This window comes from Reticulibacter mediterranei, assembly GCF_016587455.1.
This window is the reverse complement of sequence record NZ_BNJK01000001.1, coordinates 251,740-272,435: the sequence shown is the minus strand read 5'-3', so window position 1 is coordinate 272,435 and position 20,696 is coordinate 251,740. Positions and strand designations below refer to the sequence as shown.

Below are 20,696 nucleotides of genomic sequence, written 5' to 3'. Positions count from 1 at the left end.
CGTGAGACGGTGGTGGAAAGGACTTTCGGATGGCTCAATCGCTATCGCCGCCTCGCCAAAGACTATGAGAGGTTACCTGAGAGTAGCGAAGCGATGATTCAAGTGGCAATGATTCGTTTGATGCTTGCACGACTCGCACGTAAATATCAGATTGGGCAGCAACAGCAATTAGAACATGCTAAAAAGGCTACATCTCCACTAACAGCGTAATTTTTTACAGGCTCTGAGAGAAAGAGCAATCTCTGAGGCAACGCCCCTGGCAACACTCCCTCTGCCTCTTATTCCACTGTGCCGAACAGCACCTTCAATCCCGGCAGGATAGCCGAGAGTCTCGTTGCATGGCGAGGGTAGCATGGTGCTGCACCATGCTACCCTCGCCATAATCCCGTGATGAGCTATGGATGCTTTTTGCCTACTGTACAGGTGGCAGTAGTTTTTCCCTTTTTATTATCCTTCTCGGCCGTCGTTGTGCAGTTACACCCCTGCCCGGTGGTGATCTTCCCCTTTGTGTCTTTCCCGGTGGCTGCTTGCACTGCACAGGTGCATCCTTTATCCTTGCTGCTTGCGCTCTGCGTCTGTGCATTCGTCCCGATGGTTACTGGTCCATTGATATCCTTCCCCTTTGCTCCCCCTGTAGTACAGATGACGGTGGTTTTCGGCCCTTTTGCCCCCTGTGTAGTACAGTCTTGAGTAGTTTTCGACCCTTTTACACTCTCCGTAGCTCCCTTGTCCTTGCATCCTTGCACGGAAGCGGCCTGAGTCGAGGAAGTCGGCAGCAGTAAGAAGGCCGCTAGAACGAGCAGCAGAGTAAGAAAGCCAGAGATGAGCCAGAGCCGCGGTACATGGATGCGTCGAATGTTGTCCATAAAGCAATATCCTTTCTTTCTATGAAGATTCATTAATACGCACCGCCTCACTCGCGCCTTCTGATAGAGCCTTTTGTTATCGAGGCTTTGCCAGATACAGAACCACAAGTTCTCTGCCCCATCAGATGCTTTGATGAGAGGTTGATGCTGTTTACATATCCAAGGATAGCTGAGAGATGTGAGGAATTATCGAGGAACTTACCAGGAATGTATCAGGATCTCGCGACCGATGCCTGGCAGGAGTAGAGCGGGTCAGGACTGGTCTGACCCGCCCTGCTTTTATTCAATGGAATGGCCTGATGCTCCCTTTTCGCTGTATATGCTGGTGTTGGAGGCAGTTGGCAGGGTAAAGGTAAAGCTGGTCCCTTCCCCTTTTTTGCTGGCGACGGTGATCTGGCCGCCGTGCGCCTGAACCACCTGCTTCACAATAGCCAGGCCCAGTCCGGTGCCTCCGGTCGTGCGAGAGCGGGAGGGGTCTGCGCGATAAAAGCGCTCGAAGATATAGGGGAGATGTTCGGGCGCAATGCCGGTTCCTGTATCGCGCACGCTGATGGAGACCAGGGATGCGCTAGCAGTGGCTGTAATGCTGATCTCTCCCCCGCCAGGAGTATGTGTGATAGCATTGCGTAAGAGGTTGCGCAGAATCTGGGCCACCCGCTCATGGTCGGCGTAGATCGGGGGCAGATAAGGGGAGTAGTGTACATGCAACGCGAGGTGTTTCTGTTCCAACTGAGGTTGGACGATCTGGACCGTCTGCTTCACCACTTCCACAAGCTCAACAGGTCGGCAGGCCAGCCGCAGTCGACCGGCCTCTGCCAGCGAGACGTCCTGGAGATCGGAGACCAACCGGCTCAAAAGTGAGGTCTCCTCGTAGAGCGAGGCAAGGGTTTCCGGTGTTGGCTTAAGCACCCCATCACAAAGTAATTCCAGAGAGCCGCGAATATTCATCAAGGGATTACGCAACTCGTGAGCGACATCGTTGACCAGGTTGCGGCGTACCTGTTCTGAGCGGCTAAGGCTCTCGGCCATTGCATTGAAAGCGTGAGCCAGCGCACCAATTTCGCCTTTATCTTTGATGGAAACGCGTTGGCTCAGGTCGCCCTGTTCCATCCGACCGGCGACCGCTTTGAGCGTGTGAAGTGGTTTGAGGAGCGTGTTGGCAAACAGGAGGGCCAGTAGTAGTGCCGTAAGACCGGCGATGAGGATCGCCATCCAGAGAGAACGATTCACGGAAGTGAGAAAGGTTGTTTCAGGTGAGGATCCGATGGATGTCGAATAGACCTCACTGGGAGGCTGAGTAAGCCAATCTGTGGAAATAGAAAGCGTCGATGAGGATGAATAGGAGGAGAGGCCAGCAATGGAGGAGGTCGAGAACGAGGTGCCAGTAATCGCTTTCTCTGGAATGACCTGTCCAATCAAGGTACGGTCTGAAGCGGCGATGACGCGGTTTTGGTCATCGTACAGGATGATGCGCTGGTGCGAACTGTTCGCTAACTGTTCGGTCAGTGCTTGCAAGGTTTGCTGGCTCTGATGCTGGCGAAAGGCCGTGAGCAGCGTCGAGATGATCTGTTGATCCTTCTTCTGCTGATCTATCTTTGTCTGAGTATAGACTTGCAGGTTCGTGGCGGTCGCCTCGCTGGCAAGCAAGGCAACCGTGCCGATAGCCACCAGGACCACCAGCATAAAGAGCAGGATGAGCCGCAGGCGCAGGCTACACATCATCGAGATGAGGCGTAGGGAGAAGTTACTGGGCATTATCTGCTCTCCTGAATTTATAGCCGAGACCATGCACGGTCTGAATAAAGGGAGGGCGCTCAGAATTGGTCTCGATCTTCTTGCGCAGGTTCCCCAGGTGAAAGTCAATCGTGCGATCAAAACCATCGTAGTCCAGGCCGTAGACCCGATCCACCAGATCCCTTCGGCTAAATGTTCGGCCAGGGGAGGTGGCAAGGGTTTCCAGAAGTTTGAACTCCTTGGGGGTCAGATGGACTGGTTTCCCATCGAGCCAGACCTCGTGTGCGGCCATGTCAATAAGCAGGTTGCCAATATGCAGCTGTGCGTGGAGCACTGCATGGTGGTATGTTCGGCGCAGCACGATTCGGACCCGCGCCACCAGTTCTCGCAAGCTGAAAGGTTTGGTCAGGTAATCATCCACCCCAAGGGAGAGTCCCAGAAGCTTGTCCTCTTCCGTCGCTTTAGCGGTCAACAAAATCACCGGAACCATTGACTCGGCGCGAATGAGACGGCAGAGGTCGAGGCCACTGATATGTGGTAACATCCAATCGAGAATGATCAGATCAGGAGCCTCACTCCGGGTCAATGCCAGGGCCTCGACCCCATCATACGCCTCCAAGGTCTCAAAGTGCTCGTTTTTCAGGGAGAGTTGGATCAACTCCACGGTTTTGTGATCATCATCTACGACAAGAATTTTGTCGTTCATGGGTTCTGCTCCTGATGTTCGGGCCTGTTTTTCGTGAAGGCCCGGCAGCCGAACCGCACGAGAGACCCTTTTTCTCTCTACTCTACTACAAAGTTGTAAGGTTTTTGCGAGGAAACGCCCAGAAAAATGTAAGGTAATTTCGCACGGCAATGAGGTATTTCCAGGAAAAGGACATCAAACATCATTGGAAGAGGAAAACCATCAGCTCAAACGTGAGCTAGAGCGTGCGCAACAGGAGCGTGACATACTAAGAAAGCAATCGGCATCTTCTCGCGCACGCAGCTTTGAAATTTCAATTCATTGCGGATCATCACCAGGAGTATTCTGTGACCGTGATGTGTGATGCACTATTGCTTCTGCCACGAATGTTCCCGCAAGCCAAAATCCACCTCGATATATCCAAGCGTTTGATAGACCCTTTTTGCCATGTTCGAGGACCACATCCAGGTATCGGCATAGCCTCGATGACGAATCTCCTGCATCAAAGCATGCGTGATCGCCCTGCCAAATCCCTGATGGCGGAACGCTGGTGGCGTCGAGACATCGTAGATCGTCGCACATCCTCCCGCATCCAACAGCGTGCCAGAAGTCACTGGCGTGTCATCCAGGTATCCGATATAGTGCAATGAAAAGGCATCTGGCCCATACCCATGCCGTGCATACGCATCGTAGAACAGCGCCAGTTCTGAGCCAAAGCCTGCCTCCGAGACGTGGACCCACTGCACCATCATCTGATCGTTTAGGACTTGTTCGACACGAAAATGCTCCGGCGAGGGAGAGTCTGTACTCAGGGTGGTGAGATCAGCCCACAACCAGTTTCCACCCGGCCCGCTTGGCATCCCCCGTGTTTCCAGCTGTTTCCCAAGGTCGGCAGGTTGGTCGTCTGGGAAGACAAACCAATCGATGTGATCACTAAATTGGGCGATCTGTTCAAGCAAGGTGTCTATCTGTTCCTCTGTGCGAAAAGCGTCGAAACGTGTTCGCAGGATCATGTTGCCAGGTGCAGATGTATTGCTCACGAACCAGAACGACTCCGCATCAGAGAGCACCGTGCCAACCAGTCCCGCAAACAGGCGCATGTACGCTATGAGGTTTTCCTGAATCTGGCGAGGTTTCTCTGTGCCTGAAAAATCCAAGAGTGACGACACCACAAGCATTCCTTTCAATCAATCGCATCATTCCTCAAACGAAAGGGGTTCAGATTTCATTCTCAAGCATATCACCGCTTTCTTCGTGGCGGCAAACGTTCTGGCACGATTCGGCAAATCATTGCAAAGGACAGCGGGATGAACCACCGAGGTTCTGGATTGATCGAAGATTGAACCAAAAAATCGATTATTGGGGCGAATGTGAGGAAATCGGCGCGAAACATGGGAATCGACCCGGAAAATACTGGAGAACCGGCTCCCCATCTGGGGGATCAGCGTGCAATGGTGTCAATACAGAGCCTTCGATCTCGCCTGCTGGTCATTGACCTGAAAGGTGGTTCTTCTCACGGGTTGCCCAACCCATGGGATAGTGCGCAAATGGCCAGTGAATGCCATTGACATCCCATCGTTTGCTGGGTGTCATCTCGTTGGGCAACGCCTTCTCTGTGCTGCGGATTTATGCCGTCTTCTGAGCCGCCTCCAACACGCCCAGCCCTCGCCAAAAACGATGCAGACCAGCACCCAGAGCCGCTGCCATCATCAGTTCAAAAGCCGCCTTCTCACTGCCTGTCTGTTCGACGACCTTTGCCACCTGCTCATCGGTGACCTTGTAGGCGGCCTCTCCGATCTGTCGTGCGAGCTCGTCGTAGGGTGCCGAAAGCGGCGGGCCTCCGGTTGCTCGCTCTGCCATCGCTTGGCGAAGGGGGGCATCGGTCTTCCCCGGTCCAAAAAGGATGCGCTGGCGCACGGCGTCGGCTAGGACACGATGATCGGGATGGGGGGGAGTCTTCCCCTTCCCAAACGCATAGCCCTGGACCAAGAGTTGCTTGGCGGCTCGATCGAAGTCTTTCTCTGAGAGCATCTGGTAATCGAGGGTATCCGCGCAACGGGTCGTGATGTGAAAGAGGGCACAGACCGCGATGGCATCCTCCAGGGCTTGGGAGGTGACCCCTTTGCAAAGGACGGTCCAGGCATCCTCCGGTGTCAGTTCGCCAGGTCTGCGAGTTAAGATCTCCAGGAAGACGAGGATTGCCTGGAGGTTGGGGGACAGCTCCGCCTGCCGGAAATCCTCAAGGGTGGAGAGCACCTGTGGTCTTCCCAGCGCTCGCGCCGCGATAGCGCCATGAGCCCCAATACAGAAGGGGCAGGCATTCCACTTGGCGGTCATGGCCGCCATCAGTTCCCGCTCTCCGACGCTCCATGCGCTTTCTCCGCGCATAGCCGCATGCGTCCACGCACTCATGGAGTCGCCACTGAACTGTTTATGGTAAAAGGCGACCCGCGCTGCATCGGGCAGGCGCATCCCCGACATCCAGGAGAGAAAGCGGATAAGGAGTTGTGAGATAAGACCATCGCCGCGTTCGACCTCGTGAAGTCTCATAGGTTTTCCTTTCGTTCTTTACGAGCATTCCGTTCGCAGGACAGCAAGTTGAAGCCACACTGCCCGCGAGTAGGAACAGGATAGCACAGTCAAGCAGAAGAACTTCTCCCATCTTGCTCAAATCCTCCGCCCGACTCTCGCCTGGGAAAGATCAGCCGACGCGCCTGATCCTCTCTTGACGAAAGCCTAGCATGGGTGCTGAAGGAAGTCGCTCTCCGTGCGCCTGTAGCAGCAGATGTCTTTTTACTCAATCAAGCCATTGAAATGTTGCGAGCCTATTCGCTGGTGAGGCGCGATCCTGGAGAGAAAATGCTCTCAATCCATCGGCTGGTGCAGGCTGTGCTCCAGGACCAGCTTTTGGAAGCAGAACGACGCACATGGGCAGAGCGAGCAATGCTGGGGGTCGGTGCCGCATTTCCATCTGATGAAGGTGACAACTTGGAGCAACGTGGTCGTCTGCTGGCACAAGCATTGACGGCAACGCAGGCTATCAAGCAGTATCAGTTCATGGGTACAGAAGCGGGGCGTTTGCTCTTTGAGACTGCATCCTTTCTTGAGGTCTTAGATGATTATGCAACAACGGCGGAGCCCCTCTATCAGCGGGCTCTGCACATCCGCGAGCAGGTATGGGGACCGGAATCTCTTGAGACGGCTTTCACGCTCATCAGCCTGGCGAACCTTTATTATGAGCAAGGCAAGTATGCGGAGGCCGAACCACTCTATCAGCGAGTCCTGCACAGCGTTGAGCAGCAACTGGGACCGGAGCATCCGCTGGTCATCTCTCCGCTCAATGGTCTGGCGAACCTCTATTATGAGCAGAGCAAGTATGCAGAGGTCGAACCGCTCTACCAACGAGCCTTGTACATCTTTGAGCAGTAATTAGGGCCGGAGCACCCTGAAACAACAAAGATGTACATGCGCCTCATTGCCCTGCTCCACACAATGGGACGGCATGAGGAGGCAGCTAAACTTGAGGCGACTCAGGCTGATTCATGATACCTAGGGGTAGATAATACCACGGGCTGAGATGAGAAAATGACCTTGAACATATGATCAAAATTTGATATCATATCTTCGCCAATTTCTTCCTCTGACGGATATCTCCCCCCTTTGGCGAGTTTATGAGTCAAACGACAGTGGCCTCTATCACACTCCCGCTAAGAGCTATTTCATTGCTGATCAATACTTAAACAGTGTAACATTCTCATGTAAAGAGTTCGTGCTGGACTCTATGAATCTTTTCAAGGATGTTCTGTATAGAGGTGAAAGATATGAAAATCAAGCACATTTATCTGTACTTCTCCACTCTGGCATTAGGAGTGTTCCTGGCAGTGCTGATGACTGGTTGTAGCGGAACGACAACTCTGCCTGCTCCAAGTCAAGAGACCCCTTCGGCGACGAACGCCACGCCAACGACCGCATCAGCGATGACTGCTACACCCACAACTGCTCCTGCAGGTACAACACCCACAACCAATATACAAACGTATACCTGTGACCTGTTCCAGGTCAGTTATTCTGACCCGTGGGAGGTGTCGATTGGGAGAAGCAATCAGGTTCAGCTTGGAGGAGGAAACAAGAAGAATTTCGATATCATCGCTCAGTCGGACACCTCGAAAACAGCCGAGCAAGAACTCGCCGCTATCCTCCTTGTCCTGAATGATGAAAACACACACTTTCAGACGATAGATGTCCAGCCAGCGATGACCATTGGTGGACAGAGTTGGAGGCAGGTAACCTGGACAGGGAAAAACAAATCGAGTGGCCTTGACTTCAAAGGACGTGAGGCGGTTATCAACTATAACGGACACCAGTATAGGATGAGTTACTCCTCACTGACAAGCGACTTTAGCCAGGAGGATACACACTCCTTCCAGGTGATGCAGCAGTCCTTTGCTTTTAAAACTGCCGCATAAGAGTGCTTTCCTCTCTCTCCATGATGAAATTGAGTAATAAAAGAATGTTGTGCCTGGTCAGAGTGATTCACTCTAGCCAGGCTCTTTTTTTGTTGCGTTGTCCAACTGCATCACTTTATTCTGTGATGTTGAATAGGTAGTATATAGTGATATGTAAATCCTAGAAGGATAGCCCCCAACTTTCTAGGAGTTCTGCGATGCCACTTTCCGCCATTTGAGCTAACCACCTCTCATCGCGCTCCTTCCTGTCGATGGACCATCAGGAGAAAATATTGGATCAGATCATAGGCACATGAAAGCGTCGGGCTGACTTGGCGAAAGGCCGCCAGTGCCTCTTGCTCGATCTCATCCAACTTGCAGGGATCTTGCACAAACAGCCAGACAGCCGTGTTCGCGGTAAATTTCTGGAGACGATGCAGACTGGCAATGTTCACTTCTATCTGCTCGAGCACTTCCAAATAACGGTACAACATACGCTCAGAGAACGGCGCTCCCTGCGCCAATAGTTCACACCAGAGCACGATCCCATTGCGCTCTCCCTTAAACACGTAGGGCTCAAATTGGTCAAAGCTACTGCGTTTCCAGCGGCGCTTTTTGGCCTCTGGGAAGGTTCCAGCAGCCATCTCTGAATGGTTCGATCCGAAAGATCGAGCTGGCAGGCAATCTTTTTCACTGTCATTCCTTGCTCATGATATGCAATTACTTGCTGATAGCGGGAGTGACGCTCAGCTCGTCGAGCCAGCCGTACTTTCTCTACTTGGGCTGGCTCCTTGGGGTGCCATGTTTCCAGAGAGATAACCTGCAAGGCGTGCTCTCCTTGATCAGAGACTTCTATTTGGTATGCTATTATGATGTCTGCAAGACAGCGTGTCATCAGGAGCTGTGCAGCTTCCATCAAATTTTGGACCACATGAAATCGATCCGCGCGCTGCATCGCCTGAGGAGCCCCATCAGAGGCAGCTTTGGCATAGTTGCTGCCACGATCTCGGCTGACGACAGTAGATCTGGGTGGTGCTTCATCCAGGCCGCCGAGGTGTCTGCCTCTCGATCAGGGAAGAGATCGGCGACGGTATGACTCTCCAGATTCACCAGGATCGTTCCAAATCGGTAGCCACGCCGAAACGCAAAATCGTCTATCCCAAGAAAGAGGATTGATCCGGTTGAGACATCAGGAGGATCCATAATCCGGCGCAGGATCGTCTGGCGCGAGGTCTGCACCCCTAAATGGGCAGCGAGCCTGGCTCCCCATTACCACAGGTGAACAGGCCAATGGAGGTGATTTGTTTACAGAAGCGGATGGTGGTTCTCGCCCACGGCTCCACAAAGGCTGGCAGCCGCTCTGCAAAGACTTTCCGTTCTGGAACAGGTCACGGTGAGCGGTGCGGACTTCCAGGATGCCGATCTGCGCAGCATCCCCTGGCTGTTCATCGTGGAACTCGCGCAGCGATCCAGTGCGAACTTTGACAGAATGCAATGGGACCATTCAAACGGCCAGGATCTGTAATGCGCAAGATGCGAGAAGTTTTTTCTCATAGCTCGTGCTATTCTATAGCAACCTGTCAGGGAGAAAGAAAATACAGGGTGCAAAAACAGCCTAACAGGGGTTTAAAGCACTGAAATCAAAGAGGAGAATCTGACCATGACCGCAGGTCTTTTGAAATCGCGGCTTGAGCGCCTGCATCGCGTGTTGTCAGGATACATTGAACGTCAGGAAATACCTGGAATCGTCGCACTCGTCAGCCACCATGACGACGTTCATGTGGAGACGCTGGGCAGCATGTCGCTCGGCCAATCGGCACCAATGGAACGCGATACCATCTTTCGCATCGCTTCGATCACAAAGCTCATCACCGCCGTCGCGGCGATGATTTTGGTAGAGGAGTGCAAGATACAGCTCGACGATTCGATTGAGAAGTGGCTGCCAGAACTGGCAAATCGTCGCGTGCTCAAATCCATCTCCTCTGATCTTGATGCCACGGTGCCTGCGGCACGTGCCATCACCCTGCGTGACCTGCTGACGTACAGTATGGGCTTCGGCAGCGTGATGGCTCCGCCGAACACGTACCCAATCCAAAAGTTGATCCGTGACTATCGCATTGGCGGTGACGGCCCGATGCTGCCATCGCAATATCCCGGTATGGATGAATGGCTCCAGAAGCTCGGTTCACTACCCTTGCTGGCGCAACCGGGCGAGCGCTGGATGTATCAGGTGAGCGGCGATGCGCTTGGTGCCTTGATCGCACGCGTATCGGGGCAATCGCTCGGCATATTTATGCGCGAACGGATCTTCGATCCGCTTGGAATGAAAGATACCTCCTTCCGCCTGCCTGCCGAGAAAATCGAACGCCTGCCTACCTTCTACTCCTTCAATCATCAGACGAATCAACTGGATGTCTTTGACGGCGTAGAAAATAGCGCCTGGCTGTCTGAGACGCCTTTTGAATCTGGCGGAGGCGGCCTCGTCTCAACTATCGATGATTACTTCACCTTTTGTCGCATGATGCTGAATAAAGGTCGGCACAGCCGCAAGCAGATTCTTTCGCGTGCCACCGTAGAGTTGATGACCTCAGATCAACTCACGCCTGAGCAACGCGTCGGTTCGGAAATCTTTTTTGGCACGCATGCCAGTTGGGGCTTAGGAATGGGATTGGACATTCGGCGCAACGAAATCTACCACACTCCAGGTCGCTTCGGTTGGGCCGGCGGTTTCGGCACCATCGCCTATACCGATCCGGCAGAAGGGATGATCGGCATCCTCTTTACACAGTGTATGGTGGATTCACCGGCATCACCGAAGCTGTTCAGCGACTTTTGGACGCTGGCATACGCAGCGATGGAATAACAGACAGTTGTGTTGCAAGAAATAGAAAGAAAACAAGATGAGCGAGAATGCTCCTCTGCTTGTTCTGTTTTCAATTCCGCGAATGCTTTTGGGTACGCTGCGTTTTTGTCCACAGTGATGACCCGTGGTTCGCTGATATGGGAAGCGGCAAGGGTTTTAAGCAAGAAGTGCTTTGCTGCTTTTGCGTCTCTCGTCGGGCTGAAGAAGAAATCGAGCGTCTGACCATGTGAAGCAACCGCTCGATACAGATACATCCACTCTTTTTTGACTTTGATATATGTCTCGTCAACCCGCCATGAATCGGTTGTGGGCTTCAAATGGGGACGCCAACGCCGTTCAAGCTCTGGGGCGTAATGCTGGACCCAGCGGTAAATTGTGGTGTGATCGACACGTAATCCACGTTCCCGCATCATTGCTTCGAGATCCTGATAGCTGAGCGAATAGCGCAAATACCACCTCACGCGACATCCGAATGATATCAGACCGAAAGTGACGCCATAGCAGCCAGTAGGGCAGCCCTGCGCTCAGCTCGCTTATCAGTCCACACTACAGCCGCACTTCCTAATCACAGCTATTTAAAGTAAACTGTTCTACCTGTCTTCAACTTGCTTCGAGCTCATTGTTGAGATGTCACATCTCTTGATCGGCAAAGTCCCCATGGGTCCCAACCAGATATTCCCTATAGTGTGCCGAAATCGGGCGTGGTCTGGGCACCGAACTTGATAGTTCCTTTCACGTCCTTCTTCTGTGACCAACGCAAATACTACCCTCTTTCGTTTAGTCCACCACACGCAGGACAATCTTGCCTCGCGTATGCCCTCTAGCTCCTTGCTCGTATGCCTGGCGTGCTTGAGAAAGGGGGAACACTGTGTCGATGATGGGCCGAAGATGTCCCGAATCAATCAAGGTGCCAACCTGGATCAGTTCATCACGGTTGGGTTCAACAATAAACCAGAAAGGGTGGATGCCATGCGCCTTCGCCTTCTCAAAAGAGGGTTGGGGACTGACAATGGTGACAAGTACCCCTCCTGGTTTGATCACCTGCCAGGATCGTTGCAAGGTATCGCCACCAACGGTATCGAAGACGAGATCGACATCATGAACCCCATCCTCGAAGCGCGTGGTGGTATAGTCAATAACCTCGTTGGCACCCAGTTCGTGGAGGAAGTCGCGATTGTGTGCGGAGGCGGTTGCGATGACATGCGCCCCCGCCCAATGAGCCAGTTGGACAGCAAAGACTCCAACGCCCCCTGCGGCTCCGTGGATTAAGACGGTTTGTCCTGCAACCAGGCTCGCGTGATCAAAGAGGGCCTGCCAGGCCGTCAAAGCTGTCAGGGGAACGGCTGCTGCCTGCACATAGTCGAGCGTGCGTGGCTTGGGAGCCAGTTCGCTGGGGAGAGCAATGGTAAATTCTGCCTCAGCACCGTCGCGGCCATAGTCCATCATAGCATACACCTGCGAGCCTTTGGTGAGAATGGGAGTACCAGGACCTACCTCCTCCACAACACCTGAGAGGTCACGTCCTGGGATTGGGAGAACAAGCTTACTTCCCGCTTTGGTCTCATAGGTTTCGTCCCATCTCAACTCGCTTGCAATGACACCCGTCGCATAAACGCGAACCAACACTTCTCCTGGACCTGGATGGGGTTGTGGTGCCTCTTCATACACAAGGTGTTCTGGACCGCCACGGTCATGTATACGGATCGCTTTCATTTTGTTGTCTCGCTCCTTTCGTTTCGGCCCGTCTGTAAGAAAGCTAGTTCGACATCAGCATATACTCGCCGGAAAGATAAAGACAAGCTCTGCTCAAGAGAAAAGTGGCCCCACTCAAAATCGTGACCTTGCTCCCAACCCAGGGGTAGGGCACTCCCTTCTGCGCCGTCATTGATCGAGCAGCAGTTGCTCAATACACGCCTCATCTGCCTCTTCCCATAGGACATACTCTATGGAGGAAGCTAACCGAAAGCCCGCTTTATGGGAAAGGAGAAAGATGTGAAGCAACTCCGACACATCACCCCAGTAGGAGCCAAAACCACTTTTATCGAAGTCTGGAAGTGGGGGCAGGAACTTGAACGCCTGCATGCCTGCATCGCCCCTCGTTTCGCTCGACCAGAACCTCGGCGTCGGGCATTGACGTACTTGAAAGGGATCGTGAGTGCCGTCGAGCGCAAAAATGGCTGGCACTTGGCTAAACACGCCGGAGAAGCCCGGCCCGATGGGATGCAACGCTTGCTGGGCAGTGCAGTCTGGGATGCAGGCCTGGTGCGCAACGATCTGCGCGCCTACATCCTGGAGCGCCTGGGTGATCCGCACGCCGTCCTGGTCATTGATGAGACGAGCTTCTGCAAGCGGGGCAAAAAATCAGCCGGGTGAAAAAGCAATATTGCGGGACGACCGGAACCGTTGAGAACTGTCAGGTCGGCGTGTTCCTGAGCTACGTCAGCGCGAAGGGGCACACACTTCTCGACCGTGAACTCTACCTCCCCAAAGAATGGATCGACGATGCGGAGTGCTGTCGCGAGGCTGTTATTCCAGAGGTGATTGCCTTTCGCACCAAATGTGAGCTGGCTAGGCAAATGATTGGAACGCTTGTGGGAAGCAGGGATTCCTTGTTGGGCAAGAGGAACAAATTGGATCATAGTGGTGCGAAAGCGGAAGAACTGACGTAGCTCATCAAAGGCACGACAAAAACGTGCCGCTGAAGAGACGTTGCCGAAGCTTCGCATCGGATAATACCGCTGTTTGAGGCCACGGTGGTCTTGCTCCAGTCGATTATTGAGGTAGGGATTACAGCGGTGGATGACCGCGTTACCAAGGGTTTCTCGAATGGCGCGGGGGTAGGAGTTGTGCCCATCGGCCGTCACTCGCTCTGAGGCATGACCCACCGTCCGAGCGGCCTGTGTGAAAAAGAGCTTGGCCGCCTCCATGTCTCGCGTCTCACTCAGCCTCGAGTCGATGAGATTCCCATCCCGGTCGATGGCATGGTAAAGATAGCACCAGTTTTCATGGACTTTCACATACGTTTCATCGACGTACCAAGACCGCCCAGCTTGCCCTCGTCGCTTGGTCCGCAACTGCTCGGAGATGAGCGGGGTAATGCGCGCTTCCCAATCCCGAACCGCCTCATGCGTGAAGACCAACCTCGCTCCAGAAATAGCTCGGCCACATCTTTTTGATCATGAAGACAATGAGGTCTTCAGCAGTAGGCCCGCGGCAGGAAAACGCCTGGCTCCTCGGTTGTTGGCAGAAATTGGCGATGATCCCCATCGGCGATTGGGATGTATCAAACCGCTGCGCAATGCCTTGCATCAATTTGCCTGGCAAAGTACACAGCAGGAGGAGTGGGCCAGCACCTATTATCAACGAAAACGCGCAGAAGGCAAAAGCCACAGTATCACCGTGCGTGCCCTCTCCAATATTTTGGCGCGTATCCTCTTCGCTCTGCTCCGGTCGCACGATACCTATGTGTCGGCGATCTTTGAAACGTCCAGACAACTCCATACACTCAAAGTTGCTTAGGGAGTTGGAGACTTTCGAGACAAAACCGCCCGTGTTTTTGCCTTCAATTGAGCATATCTGCTTTCACTTATGCAAGCGGCTAGGTGTCAAGGGAAACGAAGTGGCTTGACGCCGGGACGTGGCATGATATGCTCCTTCATGCTCATTTGAAGCCATCTGGGCCTCCATTCGTCTCATCTTTTCTCCTATCCTAGAAATTCGTTGTCTCAAAGGGTTGACATAGAAAGCCTTTCTTCCTTACAGGACATACTGATATAGTGTTCATCGCACCGCTAACACAACCATCTCACAACGGTAGGACTTCCTTCTCGGCCTCAAGATCTTCAGGCGGCTTGTGTATACCAACCAGAGCCATGAGTGCTCCAAGTGCCGCTCCTCCTGCTGCGACCAGAAGCCCTGCGTGATACCCGTTGAGCTGGGCCTCTACTGATAAGGCTGAGGGATGGGCAATGGAGTGTCCGAAGGCGAGAAAGGCTGTTACTACAGCTGCAGTGGTGGCGAGACCCAGCCCCCCACCGGCTTGCATAAATGTCCCCTGAAGCCCCGCAGCCAGGCCCTGCTCAGTTGGTGCGATCCTGCTGACAGCTGCAACAGAGAGGGTTGGGCCAGCCAGACCTGCGCCGGAGAGGGCAAGCACTACCGATGGCAAGATCGTTCCCACATAGTCACCTGCTTCACCAACCCTCAAAAAGAGCGCAATGCCACCCGACAGACACAGCAGACCCAGAATGCTGGTGAGCCTGAGACCCAGTCGATTCATGAACCAGGGCGCGACAAACAAGCCGGTCAGGGCGGAAGCGACACTGGCTGGCACCAGGGCCAGGCTCGCATTCACCGGGGAGAAGTGGACTATCTCTTGCAAAGAGAGGGTGTAAATGAAGAGGAAGCCGAACACTGACCCCTGCAAGGCAAGGGAGGTCACACTTGCCACACACAGAAGACGTGAGCGCAAGATAGTGAGCGGCATCAGGGGAGCCTTTGACCATCGTTCGATAAGTAGGAAGCAACACAGGAGAACGCCCGCCAGGACGAAGAGTCCAGTCGTCTTCACCGTGTTCGCCCCACGTTCTTGTGCCTCTGTCAGCGCATAGACGAGCAGGAGCAACCCGGCAGTCACCGTAACAGCTCCCGCAAGATCGTATGATCGCTCTCGGACAGGTGACCGACCCTCCGGCACAACGAGGCGAGCAAGCAAGAGGATCAGCAGCACGAAGGGGATATTCAAAAAGAAGACCCAGTGCCAATCGAGGAAGGTGGTCACGACACCGCCAAGGATGACTCCACCAGTGAAACCTGAAGCCCCCATAGCACTGAATATCCCCAGAGCCTTGTGGCGCTCTGTCCCTTCCGCAAAAGTTGTCGTGAGAATGGAGACGGCGGCAGGAAAGGTCAACGCCGCTCCTATCCCCTGCCCACAGCGCCCCAGAATCAACAGCCAGCCGTTGTGTGCCAGTCCAGCGGTGAGGGAGGCCACGCCAAAGAGCGTGGCCCCCAAGAGAAAGATGCTACGACGACCAAGCAGGTCAGCAGCACGTCCCCCCAGTAACTGAAAGCCTGCATAGGCCAGGACATAGATTCCAGGAACCCATTGCAGCTCCGCCATGTTCAACGCAAGATCCCGTTGGATACTGGGCAAGGCAATGGTAACGATAGACACGTCCAGGGCGTCCAGGAAGATCGCCAGGCTGACAACGGACAGGGTCAGAAAGGGGGATGATACCTGTCTTCGCTCCAGGCTCTGCTGCTCTGGAATTTGTGATGTCTTCATCAGGTCCTCTCTTCCAGGTTAGTTCATCAAGAAGGTTTCCAGCACAGGAGCAAGAATCTCAGCCACGAGGTCGTGGGTTTGCCCCGGCAGGCGGCGGTGCTGCGCGTGGGGGAGAGCGTCAGCAACAGCCTGGGCCGCGTCGCCGAGCATGACCGGGCTTGCCTCCCCACTGATCAGCAGGGTTGGGACCGCGATGGAGCTAAGGCGAGAGGCCAGGAGATCCATTTTGCCCAGGATGGTGGCGTCATAGACCAGCGACTGCGCGATGGCTTCGAGGGCGGGTCTGAAGGGCGCGTTGCGGAGCCGGGCCACGACTTCAGCTGGAATCCCCACCACGTCCGTCTGGTAGAGTTCGACCGCCTCCCCTCGCAACCCTTGCGAGAGCAGTTCGCTGAGCTGGGTTGCAACCGTCCGCGACTGCTCAGCCAGACCCTGCTCAATCAGAAACGGGGGTTCGTAGAGCGCCAACTTCGTGATGGGCAAGCCCTGCTCGGCCGCCATCAGTGAGAGGACAGCGCCAGAGGAATAGCCAAAGACCGAGGCAGATCCCCCTGCCTCGTCGATGAGGGCGGCGATATCCTCGATTTCGCGCTCGATGGCGTAGGGAGCGGTATCGGAACTTTCGCCGCGTGCCCGGCGGTCAACATTGAATACGGTGAAATGCTCGGAAAGTCTCTCCGCCAGCGCTGAGCCGGTGAAGTGGTCGTTAAATGCGCCCAGCACCAGGATGATGGCTGGCCCTTCGCCAGATTGGTCAAATGCGATAGCTGTTCCGTCTTGTGAGCGTACGTTTTTCATAACATGTCTCGCTTTCAGAAGTGATTTGAACATCGCTATCGTACTGCACTCAAGGGGCCATGTCTTGTACTGAGACGACAGCGTCTCAAGGCTTTCCCATCCGGGCAATTTGAGTAGGAGTCTGTCCGATGAAGCGCTTGAGCGCTCTGGTCAGATGGGGTTGATCGAAATAGCCAGCCTCCTCCACCGTATCGAGAACAGAGGTGCCTTGCTGTAGCAAGGTTGCCGCATGTTGAGCACGTTCAATGGCTTGAAGAGTACGCAGCGATAACCCGGTAGCGTGCCTGAAACGACGCTGGATAGAGCGTTTTGACATTGCTTGCGCCTGGTCCTGGAGTGCAGCATCAACCACTGGATCATGCACAAGCAGGCCCTTACGCACCAGTTTGTTGACAAACATCTCGACGTTTTCATAGCCAGGAAATTGCCAGGAGAAGTCGCCTAACCAGAAGGATGTTGCAGATGTCCGAGGCAGGAACTCCCCTGTATCCACCAGATGGCCTACCGGCATCTGCGGCAGAAAGATCCCAAGGGGGAACGTGATGGAAAGAATCTCAGCGCCTTCGCGATACAGCATAATCGCCCCTTTCGTCATCGGGCCCCACACCGAGAGGCTTATCTCATCTTGATATCGCACCACGAGCATGTTCCAGTGACCAGAAGCTGGGCAAAGAGAAACAGACTCACTCTCTATACACAGACGCCCGATCTGTTCAATGTATGGGGAGTCAGAAGATCGCATCTCACGTTCTGGCCTGGCGAGCGTTTGTTCCTGGCTGTGAAGCAAATAGTCAGGCATTTCTCTTGCGCTGTTGTGTAAGGGAATGTTTTTCATTCCATGCTTCTCCTTTGTGTGATGAAAGGTCTTCCCGTTCGTGAGCAGGGTATTCAACTCTTCTTTTTTTGATCTGTCAGATCGGTTATGCCAGGAGCAGAACGGTCCGAATAGCGCTCTCACAAAGGGCAAGCGTGTCTCCTGAGCGGCTGTTTCTTGAGTTGCGAAACCAGCCGGTTGATGCGTCTCGAAACCATCGGTTTTCTGCTACCTCCCCATCAGAGACAGGAAGCAAAAGGGTAGCGTTGCAAGAAGTAAACTGATCTGCTACAGTTGGGCGAAAAGTGCAAAAAAAGACTCATCATGAGCAAGCAGAATCCGTTTAAATGGCGTCATTTCCAAGCTGAGATCATTCTCCTGTGTGTCCGTTGGTATCTGCGATATGCTCTCAGCTATCGAGATCTGGAGGAAATGATGGCTGAGCGAGGACTGCATGTGGATTACACCACGATCTTCCGCTGGGTCCAACGTTACGCTCCGGAGTTGGAGAAGCGCTGCAGACCGTATCTCAGGACCACAACGAACTCTTGGCGGGTCGATGAGACATATATCAAAATCAAAACGGAGTGGTTTTATCTCTACCGGGCGATTGATTCGCAGGGGAGTACCCTGGAGTTTCTGTTGAGTCCAACACGCGATGCCGAAGCCGCCAAAGGCTTTTTCTGCAAAGCACTGCACACCACAACTGGCTCAGCACCTCAAGTGAGTTCGCTCCACAAACTGGTGGCTCTGCCGACAGCTCCAGCTGAACCTACAATCTCCACTATACTGGAACCTCGCGTGTCGGGCGCTGGACAAAAACGCTGCGTATCCCAAAGCGATTGCTGAACTCAAAGCCGCTGGCGTCCTGTCTGAACAGGTGGAATTAAGGCAAGTCAAGTACCTGAATAATCTGATTGAACAGGAACATCGGTTCATCAAACACCTCATCAAACCCGGATTGGGATTCTTTTCGTTTGAGACAGCATCACGAACACTGCAGGGCTATGAGGTTATGAACATGTTGCGCAAAGGACAGATACAAGGTGTAGCCAAAGGAGACATCTTCTCTCTGCAAGCCTTCATTGCTCACCTTTTTGGACTGGCTGCCTAACAGATTAATATCCCTCTTTCTGTCCGTTCTTCTTCATAAATTTTTGCAACATAACCGTTTGTACAGCATAGTAAGCGAGTTGGGAACGTGTCAAATACTTGACAGACGCTTCCTTGTTAGGAATATTTTAAGGATGGCATGGTAGTGTGCCGGAGAGAATCTCTCACCAGGGTAACAACCTCGGAAAAAGTATTCGACAAACACTAGGTCTCTCTCAGCAGGCCATCCCTTTTTCGTCAAGATGACGTTGGCAGCCTGGAATGGAAAAGGGAAAATCCTCTGGGAAAAGACAGGAGGAAAAAATGGTTCAAAGAGTCCAGGACAAAGTAGCTATCGTTACCGGCGCAGCTCAGGGTATTGGACGAACATGTGCTCAGATGCTGGCACGTGAGGGTGCGCGAGTAGTAATTGGAGATATCCAGGAGACTGCAGGACAGGCCGTAGCAGCCGCTATTCGTGAAGCTGGAGGCGAAGCAATCTTTCAGAAAGTAGATGTGATGGAGGAGAAGGATTGTACCGCATTAATAGAGGGAGCTGTGCGTAGCTATGGGCGGCTTGATGTGCTGGTCAATAATGCTGGTTGGTATCCACGTGCTACGCTAGAAGAAACCTCATCTGATCTGTGGGATCGTATCCTGGCTATCAATTTGCGGAGTGCTTTCTTCTGCTGTAAGTATGCAGTACCTCGCATGCGTGAAGTGGGAGGTGGCAGTATTATCAATATTGGGTCGCTTCACGGTATTCAAGGACACGCGAATCTCGTCGCCTATGCCTCAGCTAAAGGGGGACTCCTTACTCTGACACGAACATTGGCGGGGGCGTACGCAACAGAGAAGATTCGTGTCAACTACATTATTCCTGGATGGGTGCTCAGTGAGGGAGAATTAGCCTTGCGTAAAAGCCAGGGGACCAGCGAAGAGGATCTTGTGCAGGCTGGAAAAAACTTGCCTTTCGGACGCCACCAAACGCCTGAAGATACGGCCTATGCAGTCATATATCTCGCTTCTGACGAGTCTTCACAGATTACAGGCAGTACCTTTCATATTGATGCAGGTGCATCGATTTTACCCATTAAACCAAAAACCACCCATATCTTTTAATAACGCAAAAGCATCCCCTCAAAAAGATGTGAGAGACCTCGAACAACAGAGGTCTCTATCGTTAACGGCTAGCTTAGTCTCTGCTCTTTCTACGGAAGAGAGGCTCGGAGGCGCAAAAACATCCGCTTCTGTTTGTCTGCAAACCACCTGTGCCACCTTCCATGATAGTATTGCGAAAAAACATCTCTCTAAAGAGGGCGCTAGATACATCCAGTATAGGAGCTAATAGCCCATTAGCTCCTATACCTAGCCAGGCAGCATACCACTGGTAAACCAGTGCTGGCTGCCTTTCTGATGCCGCTCAAAACTTTCTAACACCTGAAGAAACAAGGAGCTTTTGGCTTCGTGCAAAAGAGATTTACATATGAACCGCCCACGTTCAAGCCAAAACTCAGCCCAACAATGAGTCCAATGATACTGCAAAAAGGAAAGTATTTTCTAAAAAGATGGAGGCGTCCTTGATAACGACCGTCTTCTTTTTGATGAGGGATAAGGTGTATGTTTGATGTGGAGATGCAAAAGAAACATCTAAGTAATCTACCCAAGGCTGCACAACGGAGTGAGGTCGCAGAATCAGTTGTGCCGAAGAAAGGAGCAATGATGAGACTGGCAAGAACACTAATGAGTAGGGCAGGCAAACGAAGAGCCAACCACTCATAGCTGCGCTGTTGTGTTCTTGCCAATCAATCAGGGTTGTAGGTGTTCCAGGTAGAAAATGGTCTGGTTGCGTTCGCGCATCTGTCGAGCCAAGGCTGGAGAGCTGGGAGACGACCCGCTAGGGCGAGCAGGAGAGCAGCCGTTTCTTGCGCTGGACATAGATGGCGAAGACCTGCTGCTGTCGTTCTGATTTCGGTTGATATTGGCATGAAAGCCTTTTTGTGGGCTGCTTGATGTATAACCAGCCCTCGATGAATTTTCAGCCTTGACGTTAACTTATTGATGTAGTACACTTGTTCTGTTAAAAATCGGCTCACCAATCCTCAGCAATTC

General features: G+C 53.1%; 19 protein-coding genes and 5 pseudogenes. 11 read left to right on the top strand and 13 right to left on the bottom strand.

Translation table 11 applies throughout. The features are described from left to right. A pseudogene (locus tag K3T83_RS56075) lies at nt 1-210 on the top strand (transposase); the annotation flags it as partial. Nucleotides 211-395: 185 nt separating this feature from the next. On the opposite strand, the gene K3T83_RS01330 reads toward K3T83_RS56075, so the two are convergent. From K3T83_RS01330 to K3T83_RS01320, 3 genes are all read right to left on the bottom strand, one after another. After that, nucleotides 396-866: a hypothetical protein gene (locus tag K3T83_RS01330; RefSeq protein WP_220201192.1), complete on the bottom strand. Its 471-nt coding sequence runs from the start codon at nt 864-866 to the stop codon at nt 396-398. A gap of 279 nt (nt 867-1,145) precedes the next feature. Continuing rightward, nucleotides 1,146-2,078 carry a sensor histidine kinase gene (locus tag K3T83_RS58595; RefSeq protein ID WP_444544565.1) on the bottom strand — a complete coding sequence of 311 codons (933 nt, stop codon included), beginning with the start codon at nt 2,076-2,078 and terminating at the stop codon, nt 1,146-1,148. A gap of 532 nt (nt 2,079-2,610) precedes the next feature. Then, nucleotides 2,611-3,306, bottom strand: coding sequence for a response regulator transcription factor (locus K3T83_RS01320; protein ID WP_220201190.1), 696 nt, complete (start codon nt 3,304-3,306; stop codon nt 2,611-2,613). Nucleotides 3,307-3,448: 142 nt separating this feature from the next. Here K3T83_RS01320 and K3T83_RS58590 point away from each other — a divergent pair. Continuing rightward, nucleotides 3,449-3,656: pseudogene (locus K3T83_RS58590) on the top strand (IS3 family transposase); the annotation flags it as partial. On the opposite strand, the gene K3T83_RS58585 reads toward K3T83_RS58590, so the two are convergent. Together K3T83_RS58585 and K3T83_RS01310 are read right to left on the bottom strand one after the other, a co-directional pair. Next, nucleotides 3,654-4,034: a GNAT family N-acetyltransferase gene (locus tag K3T83_RS58585; protein WP_444544564.1), complete on the bottom strand. Its 381-nt coding sequence runs from the start codon at nt 4,032-4,034 to the stop codon at nt 3,654-3,656. The pseudogene K3T83_RS58590 and the gene K3T83_RS58585 overlap by 3 nt on opposite strands. Nucleotides 4,035-4,911: 877 nt before the next feature. Further along, entirely contained in the window at nt 4,912-5,835 is a 924-nt protein-coding gene (locus K3T83_RS01310) for a carboxymuconolactone decarboxylase family protein (RefSeq protein WP_220201188.1), read from the bottom strand. 195 nt (nt 5,836-6,030) lie between these two features. On the opposite strand from K3T83_RS01310, the gene K3T83_RS01305 reads away from it, so the two are divergent. After that, a complete protein-coding gene (locus K3T83_RS01305; protein WP_220201187.1) occupies nt 6,031-6,714 on the top strand; it encodes a tetratricopeptide repeat protein in 684 nt (227 codons plus the stop codon). Nucleotides 6,715-7,106: 392 nt separating this feature from the next. Beyond that, nucleotides 7,107-7,751 carry a hypothetical protein gene (locus K3T83_RS01300; protein ID WP_220201186.1) on the top strand — a complete coding sequence of 215 codons (645 nt, stop codon included), beginning with the start codon at nt 7,107-7,109 and terminating at the stop codon, nt 7,749-7,751. A gap of 230 nt (nt 7,752-7,981) precedes the next feature. On the opposite strand, the gene K3T83_RS01295 is transcribed toward K3T83_RS01300, so the two are convergent. Together K3T83_RS01295 and K3T83_RS57710 are read right to left on the bottom strand one after the other, a co-directional pair. Then, on the bottom strand, nt 7,982-8,374 hold the full coding sequence (locus K3T83_RS01295; RefSeq protein WP_220201185.1) for a hypothetical protein: 393 nt from the start codon (nt 8,372-8,374) through the stop codon (nt 7,982-7,984). A 271-nt stretch (nt 8,375-8,645) separates the two neighbouring features. After that, nucleotides 8,646-8,933: a transposase gene (locus K3T83_RS57710; protein WP_220201184.1), complete on the bottom strand. Its 288-nt coding sequence runs from the start codon at nt 8,931-8,933 to the stop codon at nt 8,646-8,648. A 472-nt stretch (nt 8,934-9,405) separates the two neighbouring features. On the opposite strand from K3T83_RS57710, the gene K3T83_RS01285 reads away from it, so the two are divergent. Further along, entirely contained in the window at nt 9,406-10,593 is a 1,188-nt protein-coding gene (locus K3T83_RS01285) for a serine hydrolase domain-containing protein (protein ID WP_236064778.1), read from the top strand. Between the two features lie 59 nt (nt 10,594-10,652). On the opposite strand, the pseudogene K3T83_RS01280 reads toward K3T83_RS01285, so the two are convergent. Together K3T83_RS01280 and K3T83_RS01275 are read right to left on the bottom strand one after the other, a co-directional pair. Further along, nucleotides 10,653-11,061, bottom strand: a pseudogene (locus K3T83_RS01280) (IS6 family transposase); the annotation flags it as partial. Nucleotides 11,062-11,370: 309 nt separating this feature from the next. Continuing rightward, entirely contained in the window at nt 11,371-12,306 is a 936-nt protein-coding gene (locus tag K3T83_RS01275; protein ID WP_220201182.1) for an NADP-dependent oxidoreductase, read from the bottom strand. A gap of 279 nt (nt 12,307-12,585) precedes the next feature. On the opposite strand from K3T83_RS01275, the gene K3T83_RS56070 reads away from it, so the two are divergent. Next, the gene (locus tag K3T83_RS56070; RefSeq protein ID WP_236064777.1) at nt 12,586-12,966 is read left to right on the top strand and encodes a transposase; all 381 of its coding nucleotides are present in this window, start codon (nt 12,586-12,588) and stop codon (nt 12,964-12,966) included. Beyond that, nucleotides 12,963-13,262 (top strand): transposase, encoded by a 300-nt coding sequence (locus K3T83_RS56065; protein ID WP_236064776.1) that lies wholly within the window; start codon nt 12,963-12,965, stop codon nt 13,260-13,262. The genes K3T83_RS56070 and K3T83_RS56065 overlap by 4 nt, the downstream gene beginning before the upstream one ends. Here K3T83_RS56065 and K3T83_RS01265 read toward each other — a convergent pair. Next, a pseudogene (locus K3T83_RS01265) lies at nt 13,203-13,765 on the bottom strand (IS6 family transposase); the annotation flags it as partial. The gene K3T83_RS56065 and the pseudogene K3T83_RS01265 sit on opposite strands and share 60 nt — an antisense overlap. Nucleotides 13,766-13,830: 65 nt before the next feature. On the opposite strand from K3T83_RS01265, the gene K3T83_RS01260 reads away from it, so the two are divergent. Beyond that, a complete protein-coding gene (locus K3T83_RS01260) occupies nt 13,831-14,112 on the top strand; it encodes a hypothetical protein (protein ID WP_220201181.1) in 282 nt (93 codons plus the stop codon). 286 nt (nt 14,113-14,398) lie between these two features. Here the strand turns inward: K3T83_RS01260 and K3T83_RS01255 are convergent, their stop codons facing one another. The 3 genes from K3T83_RS01255 to K3T83_RS01245 form a co-directional block, all read right to left on the bottom strand. Beyond that, nucleotides 14,399-15,880: an MFS transporter gene (locus K3T83_RS01255; RefSeq protein ID WP_220201180.1), complete on the bottom strand. Its 1,482-nt coding sequence runs from the start codon at nt 15,878-15,880 to the stop codon at nt 14,399-14,401. Between the two features lie 18 nt (nt 15,881-15,898). Next, entirely contained in the window at nt 15,899-16,678 is a 780-nt protein-coding gene (locus K3T83_RS01250; protein ID WP_220201179.1) for an alpha/beta fold hydrolase, read from the bottom strand. Nucleotides 16,679-16,763: 85 nt separating this feature from the next. Next, nucleotides 16,764-17,513 carry a helix-turn-helix transcriptional regulator gene (locus K3T83_RS01245; RefSeq protein WP_220201178.1) on the bottom strand — a complete coding sequence of 250 codons (750 nt, stop codon included), beginning with the start codon at nt 17,511-17,513 and terminating at the stop codon, nt 16,764-16,766. A gap of 303 nt (nt 17,514-17,816) precedes the next feature. On the opposite strand from K3T83_RS01245, the pseudogene K3T83_RS01240 reads away from it, so the two are divergent. From K3T83_RS01240 to K3T83_RS57085, 3 genes and pseudogenes are all read left to right on the top strand, one after another. Further along, nucleotides 17,817-18,606 (top strand): annotated as a pseudogene (locus K3T83_RS01240) (IS6 family transposase). A 302-nt stretch (nt 18,607-18,908) separates the two neighbouring features. Continuing rightward, nucleotides 18,909-19,706 (top strand): SDR family NAD(P)-dependent oxidoreductase, encoded by a 798-nt coding sequence (locus K3T83_RS01235; protein ID WP_220201177.1) that lies wholly within the window; start codon nt 18,909-18,911, stop codon nt 19,704-19,706. Between the two features lie 715 nt (nt 19,707-20,421). Further along, nucleotides 20,422-20,553 carry a hypothetical protein gene (locus tag K3T83_RS57085; protein WP_268963422.1) on the top strand — a complete coding sequence of 44 codons (132 nt, stop codon included), beginning with the start codon at nt 20,422-20,424 and terminating at the stop codon, nt 20,551-20,553. Nucleotides 20,554-20,696: the final 143 nt, after the last annotated feature.

What these genes read in the sequence shown, in the direction of transcription:
- K3T83_RS01330 (WP_220201192.1), bottom strand. Translation starts at nt 866, where the DNA reads ATGGACAACATTCGACGCATCCATGTACCGCGGCTCTGGCTCATCTCT.
- K3T83_RS58595 (WP_444544565.1), bottom strand. Translation starts at nt 2,078, where the DNA reads ATGGCGATCCTCATCGCCGGTCTTACGGCACTACTACTGGCCCTCCTG.
- K3T83_RS01320 (WP_220201190.1), bottom strand. Translation starts at nt 3,306, where the DNA reads ATGAACGACAAAATTCTTGTCGTAGATGATGATCACAAAACCGTGGAG.
- K3T83_RS58585 (WP_444544564.1), bottom strand. Translation starts at nt 4,034, where the DNA reads ATGGTGCAGTGGGTCCACGTCTCGGAGGCAGGCTTTGGCTCAGAACTG.
- K3T83_RS01310 (WP_220201188.1), bottom strand. Translation starts at nt 5,835, where the DNA reads ATGAGACTTCACGAGGTCGAACGCGGCGATGGTCTTATCTCACAACTC.
- K3T83_RS01300 (WP_220201186.1), top strand. Translation starts at nt 7,107, where the DNA reads ATGAAAATCAAGCACATTTATCTGTACTTCTCCACTCTGGCATTAGGA.
- K3T83_RS01295 (WP_220201185.1), bottom strand. Translation starts at nt 8,374, where the DNA reads ATGGCTGCTGGAACCTTCCCAGAGGCCAAAAAGCGCCGCTGGAAACGC.
- K3T83_RS57710 (WP_220201184.1), bottom strand. Translation starts at nt 8,933, where the DNA reads ATGGATCCTCCTGATGTCTCAACCGGATCAATCCTCTTTCTTGGGATA.
- K3T83_RS01275 (WP_220201182.1), bottom strand. Translation starts at nt 12,306, where the DNA reads ATGAAAGCGATCCGTATACATGACCGTGGCGGTCCAGAACACCTTGTG.
- K3T83_RS01255 (WP_220201180.1), bottom strand. Translation starts at nt 15,880, where the DNA reads ATGAAGACATCACAAATTCCAGAGCAGCAGAGCCTGGAGCGAAGACAG.
- K3T83_RS01250 (WP_220201179.1), bottom strand. Translation starts at nt 16,678, where the DNA reads ATGAAAAACGTACGCTCACAAGACGGAACAGCTATCGCATTTGACCAA.
- K3T83_RS01245 (WP_220201178.1), bottom strand. Translation starts at nt 17,513, where the DNA reads ATGAAAAACATTCCCTTACACAACAGCGCAAGAGAAATGCCTGACTAT.
- K3T83_RS01235 (WP_220201177.1), top strand. Translation starts at nt 18,909, where the DNA reads ATGGTTCAAAGAGTCCAGGACAAAGTAGCTATCGTTACCGGCGCAGCT.
- K3T83_RS57085 (WP_268963422.1), top strand. Translation starts at nt 20,422, where the DNA reads ATGGTCTGGTTGCGTTCGCGCATCTGTCGAGCCAAGGCTGGAGAGCTG.